Source organism: Micromonospora lupini str. Lupac 08 (genome assembly GCF_000297395.2).
Taxonomy (GTDB): domain Bacteria; phylum Actinomycetota; class Actinomycetes; order Mycobacteriales; family Micromonosporaceae; genus Micromonospora; species Micromonospora lupini.
Window position 1 is genome coordinate 4,339,475 of sequence record NZ_HF570108.1, and the last position, 22,266, is coordinate 4,361,740.

Annotated in this window: 16 protein-coding genes; 7 read left to right on the forward strand and 9 right to left on the reverse strand. The window is 71.5% G+C overall.

Annotation, left to right across the window (positions count from 1 at the left end; all coding sequences use genetic code 11):
* Nucleotides 1-25: 25 nt before the first annotated feature.
* Nucleotides 26-2,560, reverse strand: a complete 2,535-nt coding sequence (locus MILUP08_RS21050; RefSeq protein ID WP_007461323.1) for an FtsX-like permease family protein — start codon at nt 2,558-2,560, stop codon at nt 26-28.
* Nucleotides 2,557-3,315, reverse strand: coding sequence for an ABC transporter ATP-binding protein (locus tag MILUP08_RS21055; protein ID WP_007461325.1), 759 nt, complete (start codon nt 3,313-3,315; stop codon nt 2,557-2,559). Before MILUP08_RS21055 ends, MILUP08_RS21050 begins: the two co-directional genes overlap by 4 nt.
* A gap of 147 nt (nt 3,316-3,462) precedes the next feature.
* Between MILUP08_RS21055 and MILUP08_RS21060 the strand changes: the two genes are divergently transcribed.
* The 5 genes from MILUP08_RS21060 (at nt 3,463) to MILUP08_RS21080 (ending at nt 8,956) form a co-directional block, all read left to right on the forward strand.
* Nucleotides 3,463-4,665: a sensor histidine kinase gene (locus tag MILUP08_RS21060; RefSeq protein ID WP_007461327.1), complete on the forward strand. Its 1,203-nt coding sequence runs from the start codon at nt 3,463-3,465 to the stop codon at nt 4,663-4,665.
* Nucleotides 4,662-5,300 carry a response regulator gene (locus tag MILUP08_RS21065; protein WP_007461329.1) on the forward strand — a complete coding sequence of 213 codons (639 nt, stop codon included), beginning with the start codon at nt 4,662-4,664 and terminating at the stop codon, nt 5,298-5,300. Before MILUP08_RS21060 ends, MILUP08_RS21065 begins: the two co-directional genes overlap by 4 nt.
* A gap of 622 nt (nt 5,301-5,922) precedes the next feature.
* The gene (locus MILUP08_RS21070) at nt 5,923-6,975 is read left to right on the forward strand and encodes a fibronectin type III domain-containing protein (protein ID WP_007461333.1); all 1,053 of its coding nucleotides are present in this window, start codon (nt 5,923-5,925) and stop codon (nt 6,973-6,975) included.
* 53 nt (nt 6,976-7,028) lie between these two features.
* The gene (gene sthA / locus MILUP08_RS21075) at nt 7,029-8,432 is read left to right on the forward strand and encodes a Si-specific NAD(P)(+) transhydrogenase (RefSeq protein WP_007461335.1); all 1,404 of its coding nucleotides are present in this window, start codon (nt 7,029-7,031) and stop codon (nt 8,430-8,432) included.
* A gap of 80 nt (nt 8,433-8,512) precedes the next feature.
* On the forward strand, nt 8,513-8,956 hold the full coding sequence (locus tag MILUP08_RS21080) for a hypothetical protein (RefSeq protein WP_007461338.1): 444 nt from the start codon (nt 8,513-8,515) through the stop codon (nt 8,954-8,956).
* Between the two features lie 58 nt (nt 8,957-9,014).
* On the opposite strand, the gene MILUP08_RS21085 is transcribed toward MILUP08_RS21080, so the two are convergent.
* The gene (locus tag MILUP08_RS21085; RefSeq protein ID WP_007461339.1) at nt 9,015-10,361 is read right to left on the reverse strand and encodes an extracellular catalytic domain type 1 short-chain-length polyhydroxyalkanoate depolymerase; all 1,347 of its coding nucleotides are present in this window, start codon (nt 10,359-10,361) and stop codon (nt 9,015-9,017) included.
* Between the two features lie 308 nt (nt 10,362-10,669).
* Here MILUP08_RS21085 and manD point away from each other — a divergent pair, with 308 nt between their 5' ends.
* Complete coding sequence (manD, locus tag MILUP08_RS21090) at nt 10,670-11,878, forward strand: D-mannonate dehydratase ManD (protein ID WP_007461341.1); 1,209 nt, start codon at nt 10,670-10,672, stop codon at nt 11,876-11,878.
* A gap of 46 nt (nt 11,879-11,924) precedes the next feature.
* Here manD and MILUP08_RS21095 read toward each other — a convergent pair whose 3' ends face one another.
* The 6 genes from MILUP08_RS21095 to MILUP08_RS21120 form a co-directional block, all read right to left on the reverse strand.
* On the reverse strand, nt 11,925-14,063 hold the full coding sequence (locus MILUP08_RS21095) for an alpha-glucuronidase (protein WP_007461343.1): 2,139 nt from the start codon (nt 14,061-14,063) through the stop codon (nt 11,925-11,927).
* A 43-nt stretch (nt 14,064-14,106) separates the two neighbouring features.
* Nucleotides 14,107-14,799: a YesL family protein gene (locus MILUP08_RS21100; RefSeq protein WP_007461345.1), complete on the reverse strand. Its 693-nt coding sequence runs from the start codon at nt 14,797-14,799 to the stop codon at nt 14,107-14,109.
* Between the two features lie 84 nt (nt 14,800-14,883).
* Nucleotides 14,884-16,527, reverse strand: coding sequence for an ABC transporter substrate-binding protein (locus MILUP08_RS21105; RefSeq protein ID WP_007461347.1), 1,644 nt, complete (start codon nt 16,525-16,527; stop codon nt 14,884-14,886).
* Between the two features lie 45 nt (nt 16,528-16,572).
* A complete protein-coding gene (locus MILUP08_RS21110) occupies nt 16,573-17,511 on the reverse strand; it encodes a carbohydrate ABC transporter permease (RefSeq protein WP_237747148.1) in 939 nt (312 codons plus the stop codon).
* Nucleotides 17,508-18,500 (reverse strand): ABC transporter permease, encoded by a 993-nt coding sequence (locus MILUP08_RS21115; RefSeq protein WP_007461350.1) that lies wholly within the window; start codon nt 18,498-18,500, stop codon nt 17,508-17,510. The genes MILUP08_RS21110 and MILUP08_RS21115 overlap by 4 nt, the downstream gene beginning before the upstream one ends.
* Nucleotides 18,497-20,902 (reverse strand): beta-xylosidase/alpha-l-arabinosidase, encoded by a 2,406-nt coding sequence (locus MILUP08_RS21120; protein ID WP_007461353.1) that lies wholly within the window; start codon nt 20,900-20,902, stop codon nt 18,497-18,499. Before MILUP08_RS21120 ends, MILUP08_RS21115 begins: the two co-directional genes overlap by 4 nt.
* Nucleotides 20,903-21,218: 316 nt before the next feature.
* On the opposite strand from MILUP08_RS21120, the gene MILUP08_RS21125 reads away from it, so the two are divergent.
* The gene (locus MILUP08_RS21125; protein WP_007461355.1) at nt 21,219-22,256 is read left to right on the forward strand and encodes a LacI family DNA-binding transcriptional regulator; all 1,038 of its coding nucleotides are present in this window, start codon (nt 21,219-21,221) and stop codon (nt 22,254-22,256) included.
* Nucleotides 22,257-22,266: the final 10 nt, after the last annotated feature.

The following is a 22,266-nucleotide window of genomic DNA, read 5'->3' on the forward strand; positions in this document are numbered from 1 at the left end:
CGTGGGTCGCCGGGCCGGGCGGTGGTCAGCCCTCGATCCCCAACGCCACCACCGGGCTGACCCGCGACGCCCGCCGCGCCGGCAGCACGCCGGCCAGCGCGGTCAGCCCGACAAGCGCCGCGAAGAGCCCGACCAGTTGCAGCACCGGCAGCGACAGCGGCGCGTTGAGCCCGAGCGCCCGCACCACCAACCAGGAGTACGGGACGCCGAGCAGCAGACCGAAGCTCGCACCGATCACCCCGTACAGGCCGGACTCGACGGTGAGCATCGCCCGCAGACCCGCCCGGGACAGGCCGACGGCGCGCAGCAGCCCGGACTCGCGTACCCGCTCGACCACCGACAGCGCGGTCGTGGAGCCCACGCCGACCACCGCGATCAGCACGGTCAGGCTGACCAGGCCGGCGGTGATCCCGACCAGGGCGTTCAGCATCGCGTCGTTGCGATCCCGCTCGTCGGCGAGCACCCCGATGCCGAGCCCGGCGCCGTTCCCGATCGCCTGCCGCAGCGCCCGCAACCCGGCGGTGCGACCGTCCTCGCCCGCGACGGCCGCGTCCGCCAGCAGACCGGTGTACGCCGTCGGCCCGCCGATCCGGTCCAGGTCTGCCCGGTCGACGAGGATGCCCGCGTACAGGGGGCCACGGTCGGGCAGGACCGCCGCCACCCGTACGTCGACCGTCCGGCCGTCCCGGGCGAGGGTGACGGTGTCGCCGGCGTGCAGCCCGGCGTTGCGGGCGGCCCAGTCGCCGAGCACGATCCGGCCGGGTCCACGGTCGGCGAGGTCGCCCTGCGCCACGTCCAGATCGGCGATCCTCGGCAGCGCCGACATGTCGAGGTCGGTCGTCGAATACCCGGACTCGGCGTCGCCGAGCCGTTCGGCGCCCCGCATCAGCACTACGTCGTAGACCATCCGGTACGGCACCACCCGGGTCAGCGCGCCGTGCGCCGCCCGCGCCCGCGTCACGACGGCCACCGGCACGGTCGCGCCCTCGCTGCCGGACACCTCGAAGTCGGCAGGCGCGGAGAGGGCCATGTCGCGATCGGCGACGACCCGCATCGACGCGCCGCCGATGAGCACGCCGGAGATCAGGGTCACGCCGAGCGCGACCACGACGGAGACGGCGGCGGCCCGCCGCGGCGTCCCACCGATTCCGCCGACCGCCAACCGCCCCAGCGGGCCGACCTGGCGCAACGGCCAACCGGCCACGGCCAGCACCGGGCGCACCAACAGCGGCCCGAGGGCGACCAGGGCGAAGAACGCAAGCGCTCCCGAGGTGACAAGCAGCAGCAGCGCCGCGCTCGGGTCGTAGGACTCCTGATCCGGCGTCGGCAACCGCCGCACCGCCGCGACGCCGGCCAGCAGCGCGCCGAGCACCAGCAGCGCTCCGGACACCAGACGCGGGACCCCGATGCCGCGCCGTCCGGCGGTGACGCTTGCCGCTCGCAGCGCCTCCAGGGGCGAGACCCGGGCGGCGGAGAACGCCGGCGCCAGGACCGCCACCACTGTGACGACGACCGCGCCGAGCACCACCGCTACCGCCGCCCCCGGCGACAGGCCCGGCGACGAGACCGCCAGGCCCGAGGCGCGTAGGGCCATGGGGAGGAGCTGGCCGACGGCCAGGGCGCCGGCGACTCCCACCACGCCCGCGACCAGCCCGGTCAGGGCACCCTCGGCGGTCAGCGCGCCCACCAGCGCGCCGCGGCCCGCGCCCACCGCCCGCAGCAGCGCGAGGTGCTGCATCCGCTGGGCGAAGACGATGCGGAACGTGGAGGTGAGCACCAGCGCCGCGGCTACCACCGCGACCGCGACGAACATGCCGACAAGCGCGAACAGCCGTCCCACCTGCTCGGCCGCCGCGTTGGCCTCGGCGTCGCGCACCTGCGCGCCGGAGCGGATCGGCTGATCGGCCGGGACCGCCGCGGTCACCCGCCGGCGAACCGTCTCCGCCGCGCCGGCGGCCGTCCGCACGTCGATCCGCTCGACGGTGCTCACCTGACCCCACGCGGCCACGACGTCGTCCGGGGCGTACGCGTCGTAGCCACCGTCGTCCGGGGTGTCGACCACGCCGGTCACGGTCAGCGGCGCCCCGGTGGTGCGCTCGCCGCCCGTCCCGGTGGTCAGGGTGCCGACAGCCAGCCCCAGCCGCTCGACGGTACGCCGAGTCACCGCGATCTCGCCGGGCTGGTCCGGGTAGCTGCCCTGGACCAGTCGGACGGTCGCCAGCGGGCCGGCACCCGGGTCGGCCCGCAGGTTGAGGTAGCCCTCCGCGAGGGAGACACCGACGGTCATCCGGCCCACCGCCTCGGTGACGCCGGGCAGGGCGCGGACGTCACGCAGGGCCGCCACGGTGGGCGGCGGCTGCTCCGGGTCACCGATGACGAGGTCGGTGGCGGCAGGGGTGCCGCTGAGGTTGTCCCGCGCGGTCCGTTCGGTGACGTCCTGCGCCAGGACGGTGCCGAAGACGACGAACGACGCGACGAGGATCGCCAGGCCGGTCAGGATCAGGCGGCCCGGGCGTCGGGCCGCGGCGATCACCTGGGTACGCAGCACCGTCGCCCTCATGCGGGGACCGCCAACTCGCGCAGCGCGTCGGTGACCGAGCCCTGGTTCGGCGCGTCGATCTCGCCGGCGACCCGGCCGTCGGCGAGCAGCACCACGCGGTCGGCGTACGCGGCCGCGATCGGATCGTGGGTGACCATGACGACCGTCTGGCCCAGGTCGCGTACCGAGTCGCGCAGGATGGCGAGGACCTCGGCCCCGGAGCGGGAGTCGAGGTTGCCGGTCGGCTCGTCGGCGAAGACGACCTCGGGCCGCGACACCAGGGCCCGGGCCAGCGCCACCCGCTGTTGCTGGCCGCCGGAGAGTTCGCTGGGCCGGTGCCCGAGCCGCTGCCCGAGGCCCAGCACGTCGACGAGGTGCGCGAGCAGGTCACGGTCGGGTTCCCGGCCGGCGAGGTCCAGCGGCAGCGTGATGTTCTGCGCGGCGGTGAGCTGCGGCAGCAGGTTGAACGCCTGGAAGACGAAGCCGATCCGGTCGCGGCGTGCGCGGGTCAGGGTGCGGTCGGACTGACCGGTCAGCTCCGTGCCGCCGAGCAGCACCCGGCCGGAGGTGGCCGTGTCCAGACCGGCCAGGCAGTGCATGAGCGTCGACTTGCCGGACCCGGACGAGCCCATGATCGCGGTGAACTCGGCCCGGCCGAAGCCGACCGAGACGCCGTCCAGGGCACGCACCGCGGTGTCGCCGCTGCCGTACACCTTCACCAGGTCGACCGCGGCGACGGCGGCCTGCCCGATCGGCGGCGGGGCGTGGGGTGTCATGGGTTCCTCCAGTGGCTGCGATGTGACCCGGGAAGCCTCGCCCGCGTCGGGCCGGCGCCACATCGGCCCGCGGTCGGGGAATGTGGGTGCCGGGTCTGTCTTTCGGCCGATCTGCCCGCGCCGCCCGCGTGGCTACGCTGGGTCACGATGAACGCGCCGGGATTCTCGACATGGTGGGTACGCCTGGGTCAGCTCGCCGGTCTGGCGGCGCTGGCCCTGCTCGGTGCCTTCGATCTGCGCTATGGCCTCTACACCGGGGCGAGCGCGTTCGAAGCCCTGCGCGCGCTGGGGCAGGTGGTGTTGGCGGTGCTGACCGCGGTGGTCTGGCTGCCCGTGCACCGGCAGGGGTCCCGGTCGTTGCCGCTCGCGGCGTTCGTGCTCGGCGCGATCTCACTCGCCGTCACCTTCGGCTTCGTGGTGCTCAGCGCGAGCGGACGTTATCTGTTCGGCGGCAGCTGGGGGCTGGCCGAGTCCGCCGGGATGATCGCGGTGGTGTTCGTGGTGACCCGGTGGGGCGCGGCGCGGCTCGCTCCGTGGGCGGCGGTGCTCGCCGCGCTCGCCGCCGCCGCGTTGCCGCTGCGCGCCGGCACCGAGTACGTCTACGTGATCTTCGGGCTGCTTCAGGCGCTGGCCGCGGTCGGCGCCGCCGCCATCGGGATCTACCTGCGCGTCGTCGCCGCCGGGCGGGAGCGGGCCATCGCGCTGGTACGGGCCGAGCAGCGCGCCGAGTTCGCGCGCGACCTGCACGACTTCATCGCCCACCACGTGACAGGCATCGTGGTGCAGGCGCAGGGCGCCCGGTTCGTCGCCGAGCAGGACCCGCAACGGGTGATCGTCGCGCTGGAGCAGATCGAGCGAGCCGGCGCGGAGACGATGGCCTCGATGCGGCGGATGGTCGGCGTTCTGCGCAATCCGGACGCCCCTCCGGACGCCCCGCTGGCCCCGCTGGCCGGCGTGGCCGATCTCGCGCCGCTGCTGGAGGGCCACAACGGCACCACGACCACACCGGCCCGGCTGTACGTCGACGGCCCGCTCGACGGGCTGCCGGTGGAGGTGTCGACGTCGGCGTACCGGGTGGTGATGGAGGGGCTGACCAACGCCCGCCAGCACGCCCCGGACGCCCGGTCGGTGGCCGTGTCCGTGCGTCGTACGCCGGACTGGCTCCTGGTCCGGGTCGCCGACGACGGCGCGACCCCGCGGTCCGCTCCGGCCCGGGGGCACGGCTTCGGTCTGCTCGGCCTCACCGAGCGGGTACGCGCCCTCGGCGGCACGATCACCGCCGGGCCGGGCATCTCCGGCGGCTGGGTGCTCGACGCCGCGTTCCCGCTGCGGACGGCGGTGGCCCGATGATCCGGGTGCTGATCGCCGACGACCAGGCGATGGTCCGGACCGGCTTCAGCATGATCATCGGCGCGCAGCCGGACATGGCGGTGGTCGGCGAGGCCGCCGACGGGGTCGCCGCCGTCGAGATGGCCCGGCGACTGCGCCCGGACGTGGTGCTGCTGGACATCCGCATGCCCCGCCTCGACGGCCTGGAGGCGCTGCGGCTGCTCGCCGGGCCGGGCGTCGCCGACCCGGTGCGGGTGGTCGTGGTCACGACCTTCGACCTCGACGAGTACGTGCACACGGCGCTGGCCAACGGTGCCTGCGGCTTCCTCCTGAAGGACTCCGGCCCGGCGCTGCTCGTCGAGGCGGTCCGCGCGGCCGTCTCCGGCGACGCGCTGATCAGCCCGTCCATCACCGTACGGCTGCTGGAGCACCTCAGCCCACCCACCGCGCCGCGGGACGACGCCGGCCTGTCCCCGCGCGAACTCGACGTCGTGAAGCTCGTCGCGCGGGGCCTGACCAACGCCGAGATCGCCGGTCAGCTCTTCATCGCTGTCGGCACCGTCAAGACCCACCTCGCCAGCGTGCAGACGAAGCTCCCGGCCCGCAACCGCGTCGAGATCGCCGCCTGGGCCTGGGAACGCCGCCTCGTCGGCTAGACCACAGCACACCCTGCAACGGCCCGCGCCAGGGCAGCACGCACCAGGGCAGCACGCGCCAGGGCGGCACGCGCCAGGGCGGCACGGCAGCGACCCGGCGGTGGCCCGGCATGGCCGGGTCGCCCGGCAGCGACGCGTCGGCGGCCGCAGGAGGAGGTGGCAGGTGTGGTTCGGAGCCTTTGGAGCTGATGCCGTGAACGAATCAGCGGCACACCGTCGCCGCGAGCAAGCCGAGCCGTCCCGACCGCACGCGCCCCGGCCCCGCCCGCCCGTCCGCCTGTCCGTCCGTCTGTCCGCCTGTCCGCCTGTCCGCCTGTCCGCCTGTCCGTCCGTCTGTCCGCCTGTCCGGCCGTCTGTCCGCCTGTCCGCCTGTCCGTCCGTCTGTCGGTCCGTCCGTCCGCACGATCCACCCGCGCCCACCGCCCGTCCGCTGGCGATGTCGTGAAACGAATCAGCTCGAAAGGGAGTGACGACACCTCGCCCGCCGGCGCGAGCGGCAGCCGGGAAGCCACGCGACCGGGCGCCCACGGCGACGGGGCGTCCTTCCGCTCGCCGGTGGCCTAGCATCGACGGCAGTGAATCACGGGGCCCGCTGCGGACAACCGGAGGCGAGGGATTCATCGTGCGCGATCATCCAATCCGAAGTAGGCGCCGGCCGAGGGCTGTCGCCGTACTCGCCGTCGCCGCACTGATGGCCGCGCTGGGCACGGTGGGCGCGATCGGCGGGCCGGGCGCGAGCCCGGCGTACGCCGCAGCGGACGACACCGAGTCGCCCACCGCCCCCGGCCCGATCGCGGTCGTGGCCAGCGGCACCACCTGGCTTGAGCTGACCTGGGCCGCGTCGACCGACAACGTGGGCGTGGTCGGTTACGCGGTCTCGGCGCGGTTCGAGGACAACGGCCGGACGTGGTCGACCGACACCACCAGCATCCGCATCACCGACCTGGGGCCGTCGCGCACCTACATCTTCAGCGTCGCCGGGCTGGACGCGGCGGGAAACCGCTCGCCGTCGAGCCCGACGCTGCGGTTGACCATGGCACCGGGCGACGACCAGGCGCCGAGCGCACCGGGCCAGCCGGTCGCGTACGACGTCGCCGCCACCCTGGTGTGGCTACGCTGGGCCCCCTCGGTCGAGAACGTCGTGCTCGACCGGTACGAGGTGTACCGGGTCGACGCCGGCGGTCAGCTGACCCTCGTCAGGGAGCTGTACCAGTTCCCGCCCCGTCCCACCGACACCCAGGTCAGCGGGTTGTCGCCGAGCACTACGTACACCTTCGTGGTCCGTGCCCGCGACGAGGCGGGCAACTGGTCGGCGCTGTCGCCGCCGGTCACCGTGACCACCCTGCCGCCCCCGCCGAGCTGCGCGGTCCGCACCGTCGTCCGACAGAGGTCGGGCGGCTTCGTGGCGTACGTCTCCGTCAGCAACACCGGCACGACGGCGGTGAACGGCTGGACGATGACCTGGCGGTTCTGGGCCAGTCAGGAGTTGCGGGCCCTCTGGGGCGCGCAGGTCATCGACCGACCGAACAACGGTTACCTGCGGGTTCGCAACACCGGCCACAACGCGGTGATCAGGCCCGGCGGCACCGTGTCACTGGGCGTCGTCGCCACCGGTACGCAACTGCCCGAGGAGGTGACGCTGAACGGCGGCACCTGCGTGGTGGCAGACGAGTAACGCTCGCGTCCGGGGTCTGGCGTCGACGGCGACAACTTGCGACGCTAACGCTCGTGTATGACTACGACCTGTTGGTGCTGGGCTCCGGACCCAGCGGTCAGAAGGCCGCGATCGCCGCCGCGAAGCTCGGCAGGCGGGTCGGCATCGTGGACCGCCGCGACATGATCGGTGGGGTGTGCATCAACACCGGCACCGTCCCGTCCAAGACGCTGCGCGAGGCGGTGCTCTATCTGACCGGCCTGAGCCAGCGCGACCTGTACGGCAGCAGCTACCGGGTCAAGGAGGACATCACGGTCAGCGACCTGGCCGCCCGTACGCAGCACGTGATCACCCGACAGACCGACGTCATCCGCAACCAACTCGCCCGCAACCGGGTCGCGATGATCACCGGGACCGGACGCTTCGCGGACGCGCACTCCATCTGGGTCGACGCCGGCTCCGGGCGCGAGTCGAAGGTGACGTTCGACAAGGCGGTGATCGCGGCCGGCACCCGCCCGGCCCGCCCGGACAGCGTCGACTTCGACGACCGGACCATCGTGGACTCCGACGGCGTCATCAACCTCCAGGCCGTCCCCCGCAGCATGGTCGTGGTCGGCGCCGGCGTGATCGGCATGGAGTACGCGTCGATGTTCGCCGCCCTCGGCACCAAGGTGACAGTCGTGGAGCGCCGCGAGCGGATGCTCGAGTTCTGCGACGACGAGATCGTGGAGTCGCTGAAGTACCACCTGCGCGACCTGTCGGTGGCGTTCCGCTTCGGCGAGGAGGTCGCCGCGGTGGAGAAGCACCAGACGGCGGCGCTGTGCATCCTCAAGAGCGGCAAGAAGATCGTCGCGGACACCGTCATGTACTCGGCCGGCCGGCAGGGCCAGACCGACGACCTGGCGTTGGAGGCGGCCGGCCTGGAGGCGGACCGGCGCGGCCGGATCGCCGTCGACGCCAACTACCGCACCCCGGTCGACAACATCTACGCGGTGGGCGACGTGATCGGCTTCCCGGCGTTGGCGTCCACGTCGATGGAGCAGGGCCGGCTGGCCGCGCAGCACGCCTGCGGCGAGCCGATCCGGGAGATGCACGGCCTGCAACCGATCGGCATCTACACCATCCCGGAGATCAGTTTCGTCGGTCAGACCGAGGCCGAGCTGACCGACGCGTCGACACCCTTCGAGGTGGGCATCGCGCGCTACCGCGAGTTGGCCCGTGGCCAGATCGTGGGCGACTCGTACGGGATGTTGAAGCTGCTCGTCTCCCCCGAGGACGGGCGGTTGCTGGGGGTGCACGTCTTCGGCACCGCGGCCACCGAGATCGTCCACATCGGGCAGGCGGTGATCGGCTGCGGTGGCACGATCGACTACCTGGTCGACGCCGTGTTCAACTATCCGACCCTGGCCGAGGCGTACAAGGTCGCCGCGTTGGACGCCTCCAACAAGATTCGCAACATCACCCGCATCGACGGCTGAGCAACCGTTCCCTCCACGCGGCTGTCGGTGGCCTCCGTTACGGTGCCGGCACTGTTGACGTGCGGGAGGAAGAGGCAGTCGTGGGTGCATCCGCGTGGAGTTACTTCGTCGCGTACCAGCCAGACCTGGACGAGGCGTTGGACGCCCTGCGGGACAAGGTCTTCGCCGAGGGCGACTACTGGTGGGCCCATGGCGCCATCCCCAGTTCGGCGAGCGACTACCCCAACCGTCCCGCCACCTTGGCGGAACTCTTCAACGACGAGTTGGTACAGGAGTCCGGCACCCACTCGATCCTCGACGTCTACCGGGTGTTGGACGAGGGCGAACGGCCCGACTTCGGCACGGTTCAGCCGGTGAACGCCGCCGAGGCACTGCGCCATGCGGGCACCGAACGGCTGACCCGTGAGCATGTGGACGCGATCGAAGGGCTGGCCGAGCGGAACTGGTTCGGCCGTTGCGCCGTCCTGCACGACGCGCAGGGCAAGCCGGAGGAGATCTACTTCTGGGGCTTCTCCGGCGACTGACGCCCGGGCCGGCCGGTGCGGAGGGTCCGGGCCACCCTCCGCACCGGTCGGGGTTACGTCAGCCCGCCGCGCAGGTCGGGCTGAGGCTTCCTGCGGTGCCGGTGCCCTGGAAGCCGAACTCGGTGGACTGCCCCGCGCCGACCTGGCCGTTGTAGGAGACGTTCGTCCACGTCGTCGTGCCGGTGCTCCCCCTGTTGGTGGCGCTCCAGGCGTTGGTGACTGTCGCGCCGGACGGCAACGCGATCGTCACGGTCCAACCGTTGAGAGCCGACGAGCCGGCAGTCACCCGAACGTTCGCCACGAAGCCGCCGGTCCACTGGTTGACCGTCACCGTCGCGGCGCAGTCACCCGACCCCGGAGGCGGGGTCGTGGGCGGAGGAGTGGTGGGCGGTGGGGTGGTGGGCGGAGGCGTCGTCGGCGGAGGCGTCGTCGGGGGCGGCGTCGTCGGGGGCGGCGTCGTCGGCGGGGGCGTGGTCGGTGGCGGCGTCGTGCCGTCCAGCCCGAAGAAGCGGATCACCTGAGCCGCGTCGACAGGCAGGTTGTGCGTGACGCCCTGCATGCTGATCGCCTCGACCGGCGCCATCGGACCGCTGCTGCCGTAGCGGGTGCGGGTGTACCCGGACTGCGGGGAGTCGGTGTACGTCGGGGTCTGGCTGAGCCCGTGCACGTTGGTCCACTGCTTGATCTGCTCGCCGAAGTTCGGGTAGCGCAGGGTCTCGTCGCTGGTGCCGTGCCAGATCTGCATCCGCGGTCGCCGGCCGGTGTAGCCGGGGTACGCCCCACGGACCAGGTCCCCCCACTGCTGGGCGGTCTTGATGAGCTGACCGTTCGCGCACTCGCTGTTCCACTCCGAGGCGCCCCCGGTGGCGAAGCAGGCGAACGGCACCCCGGCGAAGGACGCGCCGGCCGCGAACACGTCGGGGTAGTCGCCGAGCATGACGTTTGTCATCATCGCGCCCGACGAGGTGCCGGTGGCGAAGACGCGGTCCGGGTCGGCGGAGTACCTCTGCTTCACGTAGTCGACCATCGACATGAGCCCGACCGGGTCGCTGCCGCCACCCCGGCGCAGCGCCTGCGGTGAGGCCACGTCCCAGCACTTGCTGCTGCGGGTCACCGACGGGTAGATGACGATGAACCCGTACCGGTCGGCGAGTGACGCGTACTGCGTGCCGGAGTGGAACGCGGGACCCGATCCGGTGCAGTAGTGCAGGGCGAGCAGGATCGCCGGCCGGGACGCCACCCGGTCCGGGACGTACAGGTGCATCTGGAGGTTTGTGGGGTTGGTGCCGAAGCCGGTCACCTGGGTGAGCGTCGCCGCGGACGCCGGCGTGGCGAATGCCAGCGCGGCGGCGGCCAGTGTCACGACCGCCGTGACGACGCCGACCATCCTTGTCTTCAGTGTCATGGTTCGCGATTCCTCGGGAGAATGACGCATGGAAGGGGGGTGAGTCGAGGACTGCCCTTCGCCCGACCGTGACCGCGGCTCGCGTGACCGATGTCAGCTTCGATCGAGCACAGTCGATTGTCAAGGTTTCCGGAAACCTTTCGGCGCAACGGATTGGGCGGCCACCTGCGCACGAGCACGGTCCGACGACACCGTTCACCATCGGTTGTCGGCGGGCTATTATCGGCACGTTCTCGATAAGCAAACCGTCCTCGCGTGACCCCCTGCGAACGTCCTCACCCGACTCCCGCAGGCACGAAGGAGATCGAGTGAAGATCGTCGACGCCCGGGTCATCGTGACCTGTCCGGGCCGCAACTTCGTCACCCTCAAGATCGTCACCGACGAGGGCGTCACAGGCGTCGGGGACGCCACCCTCAACGGGCGGGAGCTGGCCGTCGCGTCGTACCTGCGCGACCACGTGGCACCGCTGCTGATCGGCCGGGACCCCGCACGGATCGAGGACACCTGGCAGTACCTGTACCAGGGCGCGTACTGGCGGCGCGGGCCGGTCACGATGAGCGCGATCGCCGCGGTGGACACCGCGCTGTGGGACATCAAGGGCAAGGTCGCGGGCCTGCCGGTCTACCAGTTGCTGGGCGGGCGGTCCCGCGAGGGCGTCACGGTGTACGGCCACGCCAACGGCGAGACCGTCGAGGAGGTGCTGGTCGAGGTCGCCCGCTACGTCGACCTCGGCTACCGGGCGGTCCGGGTGCAGTGCGGTGTGCCGGGGCTGCCCAAGACGTACGGGGTCAGCGCCGACAAGCTCTTCTACGAGCCGGCCGACGCGGCGCTGCCCAGCGAGGCCACCTGGTCGACGCCGCGCTACCTGTCGCACGTGCCAGGCGTGTTCGCCCGGGTCCGCGACGAGTTCGGCCCCACCCTGCGGCTGCTGCACGACGTGCACCACCGGCTCACGCCCATCGAGGCGGCCCGGCTCGGCCAGAGTCTGGAGCCCTACGCGCTGACCTGGATGGAGGATCCGGTCCCCGCCGACCTCCAGGAGGGCTTCCGGCTGATCCGGCAGCACACGACCACCCCGATCGCCGTGGGCGAGGTCTTCAACAGCGTCTTCGACGCGGCGCAGCTCATCCGGGAGCAGCTCATCGACTACATCCGGGCCACCGTGGTGCACGCGGGCGGCATCACCCACCTGCGCCGCATCTTCGACCTCGCCGCGCTGCACCACGTCCGTAGCGGCTCACACGGCGCCACCGACCTGTCGCCCGTCTGCATGGCGGCCGCGCTCCAGCTCGACATCTCGATCCCCAACTTCGGGCTGCAGGAGTACATGCGGCACACCGCGCAGACCGACGAGGTGTTCCCGCACGGCTACCACTACGCCGACGGCTACCTGCATCCCGCCGAGACTCCCGGGCTGGGCGTCGACATCGACGAGGAGGCGGCGGCCCGCTACCCGTACGCGCCCGCGTACCTGCCGGTGAACCGGTTGGAGGACGGGACCGTACACCCCTGGTGAGTACGACGGCGGCGGTGTTCCGGCCGGCCCGGTCGGGCCGGCCGGATCAGTGGATGCGCCGCCCCCGCGCGTCGGGTATGCCGGACTTGCGGAAGAAGTACGTGTTGATCTGATCCCGCCACTCGGTGGCGCAGCGCACCTGCTCGTCGAGGCGTTCGGCCACCCGCTCGTAGACGGTCGGATCGATCATCCCGTTCAGGGTCTGCCACCGCCGCCGCATCACCGCCACCTCCTCGACGCCCGCGAAGTGGGTGTCGTAGATGTGCTGGATGACAGTGGACCCGCTGTGCAGGACGTGCGTGTACGGGACGTGGTGGAAGAAGAGCAGCAGCTCGTCGGGGCACGTCTGCGGCGACTCGTACACGTCGGCCCAGTAGGGCGGGTACTGGCCGGCGAAGCCGGTGCCCGAGGCGCGACTGCGGTCCACGCCGACGCCGTCGCGGTCGGCGAAGTGGTAGGTGCCCCACCGCGAGTACTCGTACCCGTCGACGTCGGGGCCGTAGTGGTCGCCGGGATGGACCATGAAGCCGACGCCCAGCGGGGCGGTGTACCGCTCGTACGTCCGCCAGGAGTCGTCCATGATCTCGTGCAGCGTCCGTCGCACCAGCTCCGGTTCGGCTGTCGCCGACGGCGGGAACGTCAACGTCATCCACTCGTCGAGGACCGCCGTCGCGTCGAGGCGCGGATCCCAGGCGAGCCTGCCGAACGTGTAGAGGTTGGCCTGCGCCAGCGGGTGCCCCGTCCAGAAGAGGTCGTCGCCGGTGTTGGCGACGGCCACCAGGCCGCCGCCCGTGCCGGCCTCCCCGGTGGCCACGTCGGCGATCGTCCGCCCGCCGGGCCCCCAGGGCGCGAAGCGCAGCACCTCGCTCCAGCACGGCCCGAGGTGGCAGACGTGCCGCTGCTGGCCCGTGTACTCCTGGGTGACCTGCAACTCGACAGCGATCCGGGTGGCCGGCATGGCGGCCAGCACCGGCGAGACCGGCTCACGCGTCTGGAAGTCCACCGGCCCGAACTTCACCTGGAGGACCACGTTGGTACGGAACCGCCCGTCGAGCGGAGCGAAGTGGTCGTACGCGGCCCGCGCCCGGTCGGTGGACCGGTCCCGCCAGTCCTGGTGGTGGTTGTAGACGAACGCCCGCCAGTGCACCACTCCCCCGTACGGGGCGAGGGCCTCGGCGAGCAGGTTCGCCCCGTCGGCGTGGTCGCGCCCGTACGTGAACGGGCCGGGTTGCCCCTCCGAGTCGGCCTTCACCAGGTAGCCGCCGAAGTCGTCGATGCGCTCGTACACCCGCCGGGTGGTGGCCGCCCACCAGGCGCGCACATCCTCGTCGAACGGGTCGGCGCTGGTCAGTCCACCGAGGACCACGGGCGCGGCGAACGTGACCGACAGGTGCACCCGGATGCCGTACGGGCGCAGCACGTCGGCGATCTCGGTTACGTCGCCGAGCCGGTCGGTGAGCAGCATCGCCTCGGCGCGACCCACGTTGACGTTGTTCACCGAGATCGCGTTGATCCCGCTGGCGGCCAGCAGCCGCCCGTACTCCCGGATCCGCGCCAGGTCCCCGCGCGGACGGCCCCCGGCCCAGAAGATCGAGCCGCCCGCGTACCCCCGTTCGACCTGACCCATCACCGGGTGAACCGCCACGTTGTCCCAGTGGTTCAGCATCCGCCGACGCAGCGCCGGCCGGTGCAGCTCGGGTGGACGGGCCGGGTCGAACGCCCCCGCGCAGAGCCGTACGACGTGGAACAGCCCGTACAGCAGACCGGCCGGCGCGTCGGCGAGCACCACCGTCAGCTCGCCGGCGCGGGCCAGCAGGAATCCCTCGTCGCCGAGCGTCGCACCGTCGGCGACGTCGACGAGCGCCGCCTCCGCCGCCGACCGCGCCGCCTCGACCGCGGAGTTGGGCAGCTCGTCGGCGTCGCGCAGGGTGAGCACCAGGTCGACCTCGACGTCCCAGGAGGGCGAATGCCAGACCCGCCCGCCGTAGCGGGTGCAGGCGCGTGTGACCTCGTCGAGGACGGTGTCGACGAGCAGCCCGTCGCCGTGCACGAGGACGCGGCGCGCGCCGAGGGCCCGGAACGCCTCCGGTGGGAGCCACGCGGGATGCACGCGCGGGTCCTCGACGCCCAGTGGCTCCGCCACGAACATCGACTCCTCCAGGTCCGTCGACTCGTGCGCGTTCACACGTCCTCCCGCTCGACGCGCACCTCGGCGGTCGCGGACAGGCTCATGCGGTGAACTCCTTCCGGATCAGGTGGATCATCGGGTCGCCGACGCGCAGGACCGCCAGGGCCACTACCGAGGCGAGCAGCGCCAGGACCGCCTCGGAGAAGACCGCGGTGACCCCGGCCGCCGCGGCGAGCAGCAGGGCGTTGCCGACGGTGACCCCGGGGGTACGGACGAGGAAGTGCACGGCCAGGCGCAGGACGTCGCGGGTGCGGAACTCGAACAGCGAGGTGATCACCAGCGCGTTCGCCGCGCAGACGGTCACACCCACCGCGATCAGGACCAGCGGCACCACCCACCACCTCGGGAGGCCGATCGCGCCGCGGTAGGCGAGGTTGAGCGCGAGCACTGTCAGCCACAGCACCGTCGGGGCCCAGACCCGCAGCGCGCCCCCGGCGTTGAGCCGGTAGCCCCGCCAGAACAGGGCGGCGGGCCGCAGGTCCGTCAGGTCGGGCGGTTGGTGGCGCAGGGCGTACAGGGCGGCGCAGACCGCCGGCCCCACCGGCAGCAGCAGGAGCGCGGCCAGCGGCAGGTTGCTGGGGTCGCGGCCGAGCAGCAGCAGCGGGAGCAGGCCGGGCAGCGTGGTGACGAGGAGCAGTACCTCGACCACGACCAGGATGTAGACGCGCGACGCGAACCGGGACAGGGGTCCGTCGCCGAACTGCCGCCAGGCGTGCGCGGTGCTACGCGTCATCTCGTCCTCTTCGTGCGGTGCGGTGCGCGGCTGACGGTGTTCGGCCGGTCCGGTGGTGGCGGGCACCACCGGACCGGTCGAGGGTCAGCCGTGGTCCTTCTGGTACCTGTCGTACGCCTTGTTGACCATGGTCAGGTAGGCGTCCATGTTCTTGCCCTTCAACTCGGCCACGTAGGCGTCCCACTGGGAGAAGTCGCGCTGGCCGAGCGCGAACTGCAGGGTCGCCTGGTAGACGGCGTCCTTCAGCGGCGTCTCCCACAGTGACGCCTGCTCCCGCTCCTCGTCGTTGAGCGGGTGCGGCGGGGGCACCGCGACCGGCGGACGGGCGTTGAGCACCTTCTGGAACTCCTGCTCCTCGGGAGCGAAGAAGCCCTGTACCAGCTCCGGCTTGCCGCCGTAGGCGAAGACGCCGTTGTAGAAGCCGAAGTCCTTCTGCAGATGCTTGGGCGCCTTCGGGTTCAGGCCGATGACGTTGACGTCGGGCGCCAGCTTGGGCTTGCCGGCGGCGTCCCGGACGAACGTCGTACCCTCGACGCCCCACTTGGCGAACTCCTGGCCGGCGTCCGAATACCAGAGCCAGTCGATGAACTGCATCATCGCCACGAAGTTCTTGCTCTCGCGAGCCTTCGAGGAGATCATCACGCCGTTCTCCAACCGGCTGGCCGGGTTGATCTCACCGGCCGGCCCGATCGGCAGCGGAATCTTGGAGATCTTCGCCTTGGGGTTGGTCTTGGCGAGGTCGGGCCGGTAGTCGTTCACGACGGCCTGCGCGTTGGCGCTGATCACGAAGGACTTGCCGTTGGCGAGCTTCTGCCGGGCCTGCTCATCGGTCTGGGTGAAGCTCTCCGGGTCGAGCAGCTTCTCCGACACCAGCTTGTTGAGGTACTGGAGCATCTGCTTGTACTGCTCCGTGGCGCCGGTGTAGACGAACTTCTTGGCGTTCGCGTCCCACGAGGTGTGCTGGAAGTTCCAGCCCGCGCCCTGCAGCCCGTACGACACGGCCAGGATGTTGAGCAGGTTGCCGGCCGGGTTGGGCTTGCTCCACCGGTCGGAGAACGGATACACGTCCGGGTACTTGGCCTTCATCGCCTTGAGCACCGTGTACAGCTCGTCCCAGGTCTTCGGGACCGCCAGGTTCAACTCGTCGAGGATGTCGGTCCGGATCGCCACCGAGTAGTCCTGCCAGGGCTTCTCGTGCAGCCCCGGCAGCAGGTAGAACTTGCCGTCCTCCTGGCGCCGCTGGTCGATCTCGGACTTGAGGTTCCACTTCGAGATCTTGTCCTGGAGGTTCGGCATCAGGTCGAGGTAGTCACTGACCGGCAGGATCGCCCCGGAGGAGACGTAGGCGTCCTCCTGGGCGGGGTACGTCTTCGGAATGATCAACGGAGCATCGCCGGCGCCGATCAGCAGGCTGCGCTTCTGCTCGTAGTCGCTCAGGGGCACGGCGACCGGCGTGAGCGTGACGTTGGCCCGCGACTTCAGCTCCTTCCAGAACAGCCAGTCGTCGCGCAGCGGGTAGTTCGGATGGTTGTTGTAGAGGATCGAGAAGGAGACCGGCTCGCTCGCCTTGAACTGCTTGCCGATGCCGTAGTCGGCCATCGCACCGGCCCGGTTCTCCGACAGGTCCTTGGCGTCGGACGGGTCATCGCTACAGGCGGCGATGCTGGTGGCCGCGAGCAGTGCGGCTACTGCCGCTGTCGCGGCGCGGCGCCACGATCGGTGGAGCATGGCGGTCCTTTCGGGTTCGCTGGAGGGAAATGGTGGACGTGCCGGTCAGCCCTTGACGGCGCCGAGCATCACGCCGCGGACGAAGTACCGCTGGACGAAGGGGTAGACGAGGAGGATGGGCAGGGTCGTGAGCACGATCGTCACCGACTTGAGCGTCGCGTCGGCCTGCACCTCGTCGGCCTCGGCGATCGCGCCGATGTTCTCCGCGCCGGTGGCCCCCGCGATCAGGTTGCGCAGGTAGACGGTCACCGGCCACAGCTCCTGCTGGTCCATGTAGAGGAAGGCGGCGAACCAGGAGTTCCAGAACGCGACGGCGTAGAACAGCACCATCGTGGCGACGATCGCCTTCGACAGCGGCAGCACGATGCGCAGCAGGATCCCGTACGTGTTGAGCCCGTCGACGGCCGCGGCCTCCTCCAGGTCGGTGGGCAGGCTCTCGAAGAACGCCTTCATCACCAGCAGGTTGAACACGTTTATCGCGTTTGGCACCGCGATGGCCCAGACGGTGTTCTTCATGCCCAGGCTCGTGACCAGCACGTAGTTGGGGATCAGGCCGCCGGTGAAGAACATGGTGAAGACCGCGATACCGACAAGCGCCGTACGGCCCCGCAGGTGCTTCTTGGACAGCACGTACGCGTAGCAGGTGGTCAGCACGATCGAGATGGCCGTGGCGACGACCGTGTAGAAGAGGGTGTTGCGGTAGTTCGTCCAGAACAGCGAGTCGTTGAGCACGAGCCGGTAGGTGTCCAGGTTGAACCCGAGCGGCACGAGGTTTACCTGGCCGCCGAGGATGTACCGCTCGTCGCTGAGCGAGCGGGCCACGACGTTGACGAACGGGTACAGCGTCACCACCACGACGATGGTGAGCACTATCGCGTTGCAGGCCTGGAAGACGCGGTAGCCCCGGCTCGGGCGGATGCCGCGCGGCCGCGCGGGGGCCGGCAGGCCGCTCGCGGTGGCGGTGTCGGTGGCGTCGACGGTCACCACAGGCTCGTCCCCACGGTGCGGCGGGCGATCAGGTTCGCCGTCAGGACCAGCGTGAGCCCGATGACCGCCTCGAACAGCCCGATGGCGGCGGCGTAGCTGAAGTTGCTGGACCCGAAGCCCATCCGGAACAGGTACGTGGAGAGCACGTCGGCGGTCGGATAGGTAAGCGGGTTGTAGAGCAGCAGGATCTTCTCGAACCCGACCGCCATGAAGTTGCCGATGTTGAGGATCAGCAACGTCACCATGGTCGGACGGATGCCCGGGAGCGTGACGTGCCAGGTCTGCCGCCACCGGTTGGCGCCGTCGATCCGCGCCGCCTCGTACAGGTCGTCGTCGACTGTGGTGAGCGCGGCGAGGTAGAGGATGGTGCCCCAGCCGACCGTCTGCCAGACCTCGGACGACACGTAGATGGTCCGGAACCACTCGGCGCGTTGCAGGAACGGCACCGGGTCGCCGCCGGTGGCCTGCACGATCTGGTTGACGGTGCCGTCGACCGAGGTGAGCTGCATGACCATGGCCGCCACGATCACGATCGACAGGAAGTGCGGCAGGTAGGACACCGACTGGACGAACCGCCGGAGCCGGCGGGCACGCACCTCGTTGAGCAGCAGCGCCAGGACGATCGGCAGCGGGAAGCAGAACAGCAGGGTCAGCGTCCCGAGCACAAGCGTGTTGGTGAAGACGTCCCAGAACGTCGGGTCGGTGAGGAACATCCGGAAGTACCGCAGCCCCACCCAGTACTCGCCGAAGATGCTTCCGCCCGGCTTGAACCGGCGGAAGGCGATGACGTTGCCGATCATCGGGAGATAGCGGAAGACCAGGAAGAACAGCAGCGGTAGGACGGCCAGCGAGTAGAGCTGCCAGTCCCGGCGCACCGCCTGCCGCCAGGTGCGGCGCCGACGCGGCGCCCGCGGGGCGGGGACGGTGGCCTCCGCCGGAGCACCGGGCGGCGCCGGTGGCGGTGGCCGTAACGTCTCGGATGTCATCCTCGGCCCTCCTGTGCGGAGTGCGCAACGGCCACGAGGGGCTCGATCCGCACCGACGTGAGTAGTTCTCGCTGGTGGCCGACCTGGCGCTCGGCCCCGGTCAGCCGCAGCGGCAGGGCCGCCGCCATCTCCCCGCTCGACCGCCCGAACCGCAGCTCCACCGCGCCGGGTTCGACGATGCGCCGACCGGACCGACCGGTGAACGACGCGACGTCGGCCGGTACGCCGAACGTCACGTGCGCCGCCGCGCCGGGCTCCAGCGGCACCCGGGTGTAGCCGACGAGCCGGATCACCGGGCGGGTGGTCTGTGCCACCGGGTCGTGCAGGTAGAGCTGCACCACCTCGGTGCCGGCCCGGTCACCCGTGTTCGAGACGGTGATCCGCACCCGCACCTCGCCGTCGACGGGCCACGCCGCCGCCTCGGCCCGCGTCCCACCCGCCGGCTCCACGACCGTGGCGTCGGACCACTCGAAGGTGGTGTAGCTCAGGCCGTGGCCGAACGGGTACGCCGGCGTCGGGTCGATCGAGGACACCTTGCTGCGGTGCCCGAGCGGCGGCGACAGGTAGGTGCCCGGCAGTCCACCGGCGTCGCGGGGGACGCTGACCGGCAACCGCCCGGACGGGTTCACCGCGCCGGTGAGCACCTCGGCGAGCGCCTGCCCGCCGAGCTGGCCCAGGAAGAACGCCTGCACGACGGCCGCCGCGGCGTCGAACTCCGGGCCGAGCGCGTACGGCCGGCCGGTCATCAGCACCAGCACGACCGGGGTGCCGGTGGCGAGGACGGCCCGGACCAGGTCGGCCTGCACGCCGGGCAGCCGCAGGTCGGCGGCGTCGCAGCCCTCACCGGAGGTGCCCCGGCCGAACATTCCCGCCCGGTCGCCGACGGCGAGCACGCACACGTCGGCGGCGGTGGCCGCGGCGACCGCGGCCGGGATACCCGAGGTGTCGTCGCCGGTGATGGTGCAGCCCGGCTCGTGGGTGAGCAGGGGGACGCGGCGGGCCAGTTCCTCGCGCAGCGAGGCGATGTCCAGGCCGAGGCCGTGGTCGCTGTGGTTGACGCCGACATGGTTCGGAAAGGAGTAGCAGCCGAGCATGGCCATCGGATCGTCGGCGACCGGACCCACCAGGGCGACGCGGCTCGCTACGGTCAGCGGCAGGGCGCCGCCGTTGCGCAGCAGGACGACGGACTCGCGGGCCAGGCGTACGGCGACGTCCCGGCTGGCCTCGTCGTCGAGGCGCAGGTCCGCCACGTCGTCGGGCACCGCGCGCCAGTCCTCGTCGAGCAGGCCGAGCTCGATCTTCTGGATCAGCACCCGACGCAGCGCCCGGTCGATGAGCGCCTCGTCGATCTCGCCGGCGCGGACCGCCGCCACCAACGGGTCACCGAAGGCGTCCACGGTGGGCAGCTCGACGTCGATCCCGGCGCGCAGGGCGAGGTGGGCGGCGTCGGCGGAGCGTTCGGCGACACCGTGCAGGGTCTGCAGGAACCGGACGGCGAAGTAGTCGGCGACCACGGTGCCGGTGAAGCCCCACTCGTCGCGCAGCAGCCCGGTCAGCAGCTGCTCGTCGGCGGCGGCCGGCATGCCGTCGATCTCGGCGTACGAGTTCATCACCGAGCGCGCCCCGCCGAGGCGCAGGGCCATCTCGAACGGCGGCAGGATGACGTCGGCCAGCTCGCGGCGCCCCATCGACACCGGGGCCAGGTTGCGGCCACCCCGGGAGGCGGAGTAGCCGGCGAAGTGCTTGAGGGTGGCCACCACGCCGGCGTTCTCCAGGCCCCGCACGTAGGCCGCGCCTGTCGTCCCCACCAGGTACGGGTCCTCCCCGATCGTCTCCTCGGTGCGGCCCCAGCGGTAGTCGCGGGTGACGTCGACGACGGGCGCGAGCCCCTGGTGTACGCCGGCGGCGCGCATCGACCGGCCGATCCGGCCGGCCATCTCCTCGACCAGGGCGGGGTCGAACGACGCGCCCCATCCCAGCGGGGTCGGGTAGACGGTGGCCCGCCAGGCGGCGAATCCGGTGAGGCACTCCTCGTGCACCTGGGCGGGGATGCCGAACCGGCTGGCGGCGACGATCTGCGCCTGGGAGGCGGCAAGCGACCGGGCGCCGAGCACCGGGTCGACGGGCGCGGTGCCGAACGGGCGGGTGAGCTGGCCCAGCCCGTACGCGATGACGCTGTCCCAGGCCGGTGTCTCGGCGACCATGTCGGACTGGTGGGGGGCGACGCCCTCGCCGGAGGCGTCGGCGCCGACCCAGACGCCGACGAGCTGGGCGATCTTCTCCTGCACCGACATCAGCGGGAGCAGCGCCTCGGCCCGCTCGGCCGGTGACAGCCGCGCGTCGCGCCACGGTGTGGCGTCGCGGGACACCGGTTCGCCGTCGGCGGGCACCTGACTTCTCATGCCGAGACCCCTTAGCTCCGGCCACGTTCCCGCACCCTCGTGGGACCGGTCCGTGGCGGACGGTGTGCGATCCGAAACTTTCCGGAAACCCAAGCAACCTTTTCGGCAACCTAAGTCCACCGCCCGGATGTAGTCAAGAGGCTCGATCGGTCGCGGGACCGCTCCCTCGTACGGCCAGTGGCAGCGGCCATTGCGCTCAGTCATGAACGAGCCCGGGAACCGCCCGGACCGCGCCCGATCCACTACCGCATCGACGGTCATGACCGGCTGATCGTGTTAAGGTCTCCCGAAAATTTCGACGCTGCATGAGGCTGCGATGACAGAGCACCGCCCGCTCGGCCCACCCGCCTCCACCACCATCGCGACGATCGCCCACGACGTCGGCGTGTCGGTCGCCACGGTGTCCAAGGTCCTCAACGGCCACGAGGATGTCGCCCCCGGCACGAGGGCGCGGATCGAGGAGAGTCTCGACCGTCACCAGTACCAGCGCCGTGCGCGGCGGTCGCCCGGCGCGGGGCGGATCGATCTCGTGTTCCACGAGTTCGACACCGGCTGGGCGATGGAGGTCCTGCGCGGCGCGGAGGCGGTGACGAGCGTCGCCGGTATCGGCCTCGCGGTCTCCCAACTCGACGGTGCGCACCGCCCACCGCAACGGTGGCTCGACACGCTGCTCAGCCAGCGCCCGTCGGGTGTCCTGCTCGTCCTCTGCCACCTGGCCGAGACGCAGCAACAGCAGCTGCGACGCCAGGGCGTCCCGTTCGTCGTGATCGACACCGACAGCGCGACCTCGGCCTCCGTGCCCACGGTCGGGTCGAACAACTGGAACGGCGGCCTGCTCGCCGCCCGGCACCTGCTGGAGCTGGGCCACCGGCGAAACGCCGTCATCTCCGGGCCGCCCGACGTGCTGTGCAGCCGGGCCCGGGCGGCGGGCTTCCAGCACGCGCACGAGGAGATCGGCTTGACGGTCGACCCCGAGCTGGTTCGCTACGGCAGCTTCTCCGCCGGTGCCGGGCACGCCCACGGCCTCCAGTTGCTGAACCGGCCGGACCGGCCCACGGCGATCTTCGCGGGGTCGGACACGCAGGCCATGGGGGTGCTCCGGGCCGCCCGCCAGTGCGGCCTGCGGGTCCCCGAGGACCTCTCGGTGATCGGGTACGACAACCTGCCGGTCGCCACCTGGACCGATCCGGCTCTCACCACCATCAACCAGCCGCTGCGGGACATGGCGGGCATCGCCACCCAGATGCTGCTCGACCTGGTCGGCGGCAACGGCCCGGCGACCAGCCGGATCGACCTGGTGACCGAGTTGGTCGTCCGGGAGAGCACCGCACCACCCCCCGCCCAGCCGCTCTGACCCTGCGAGG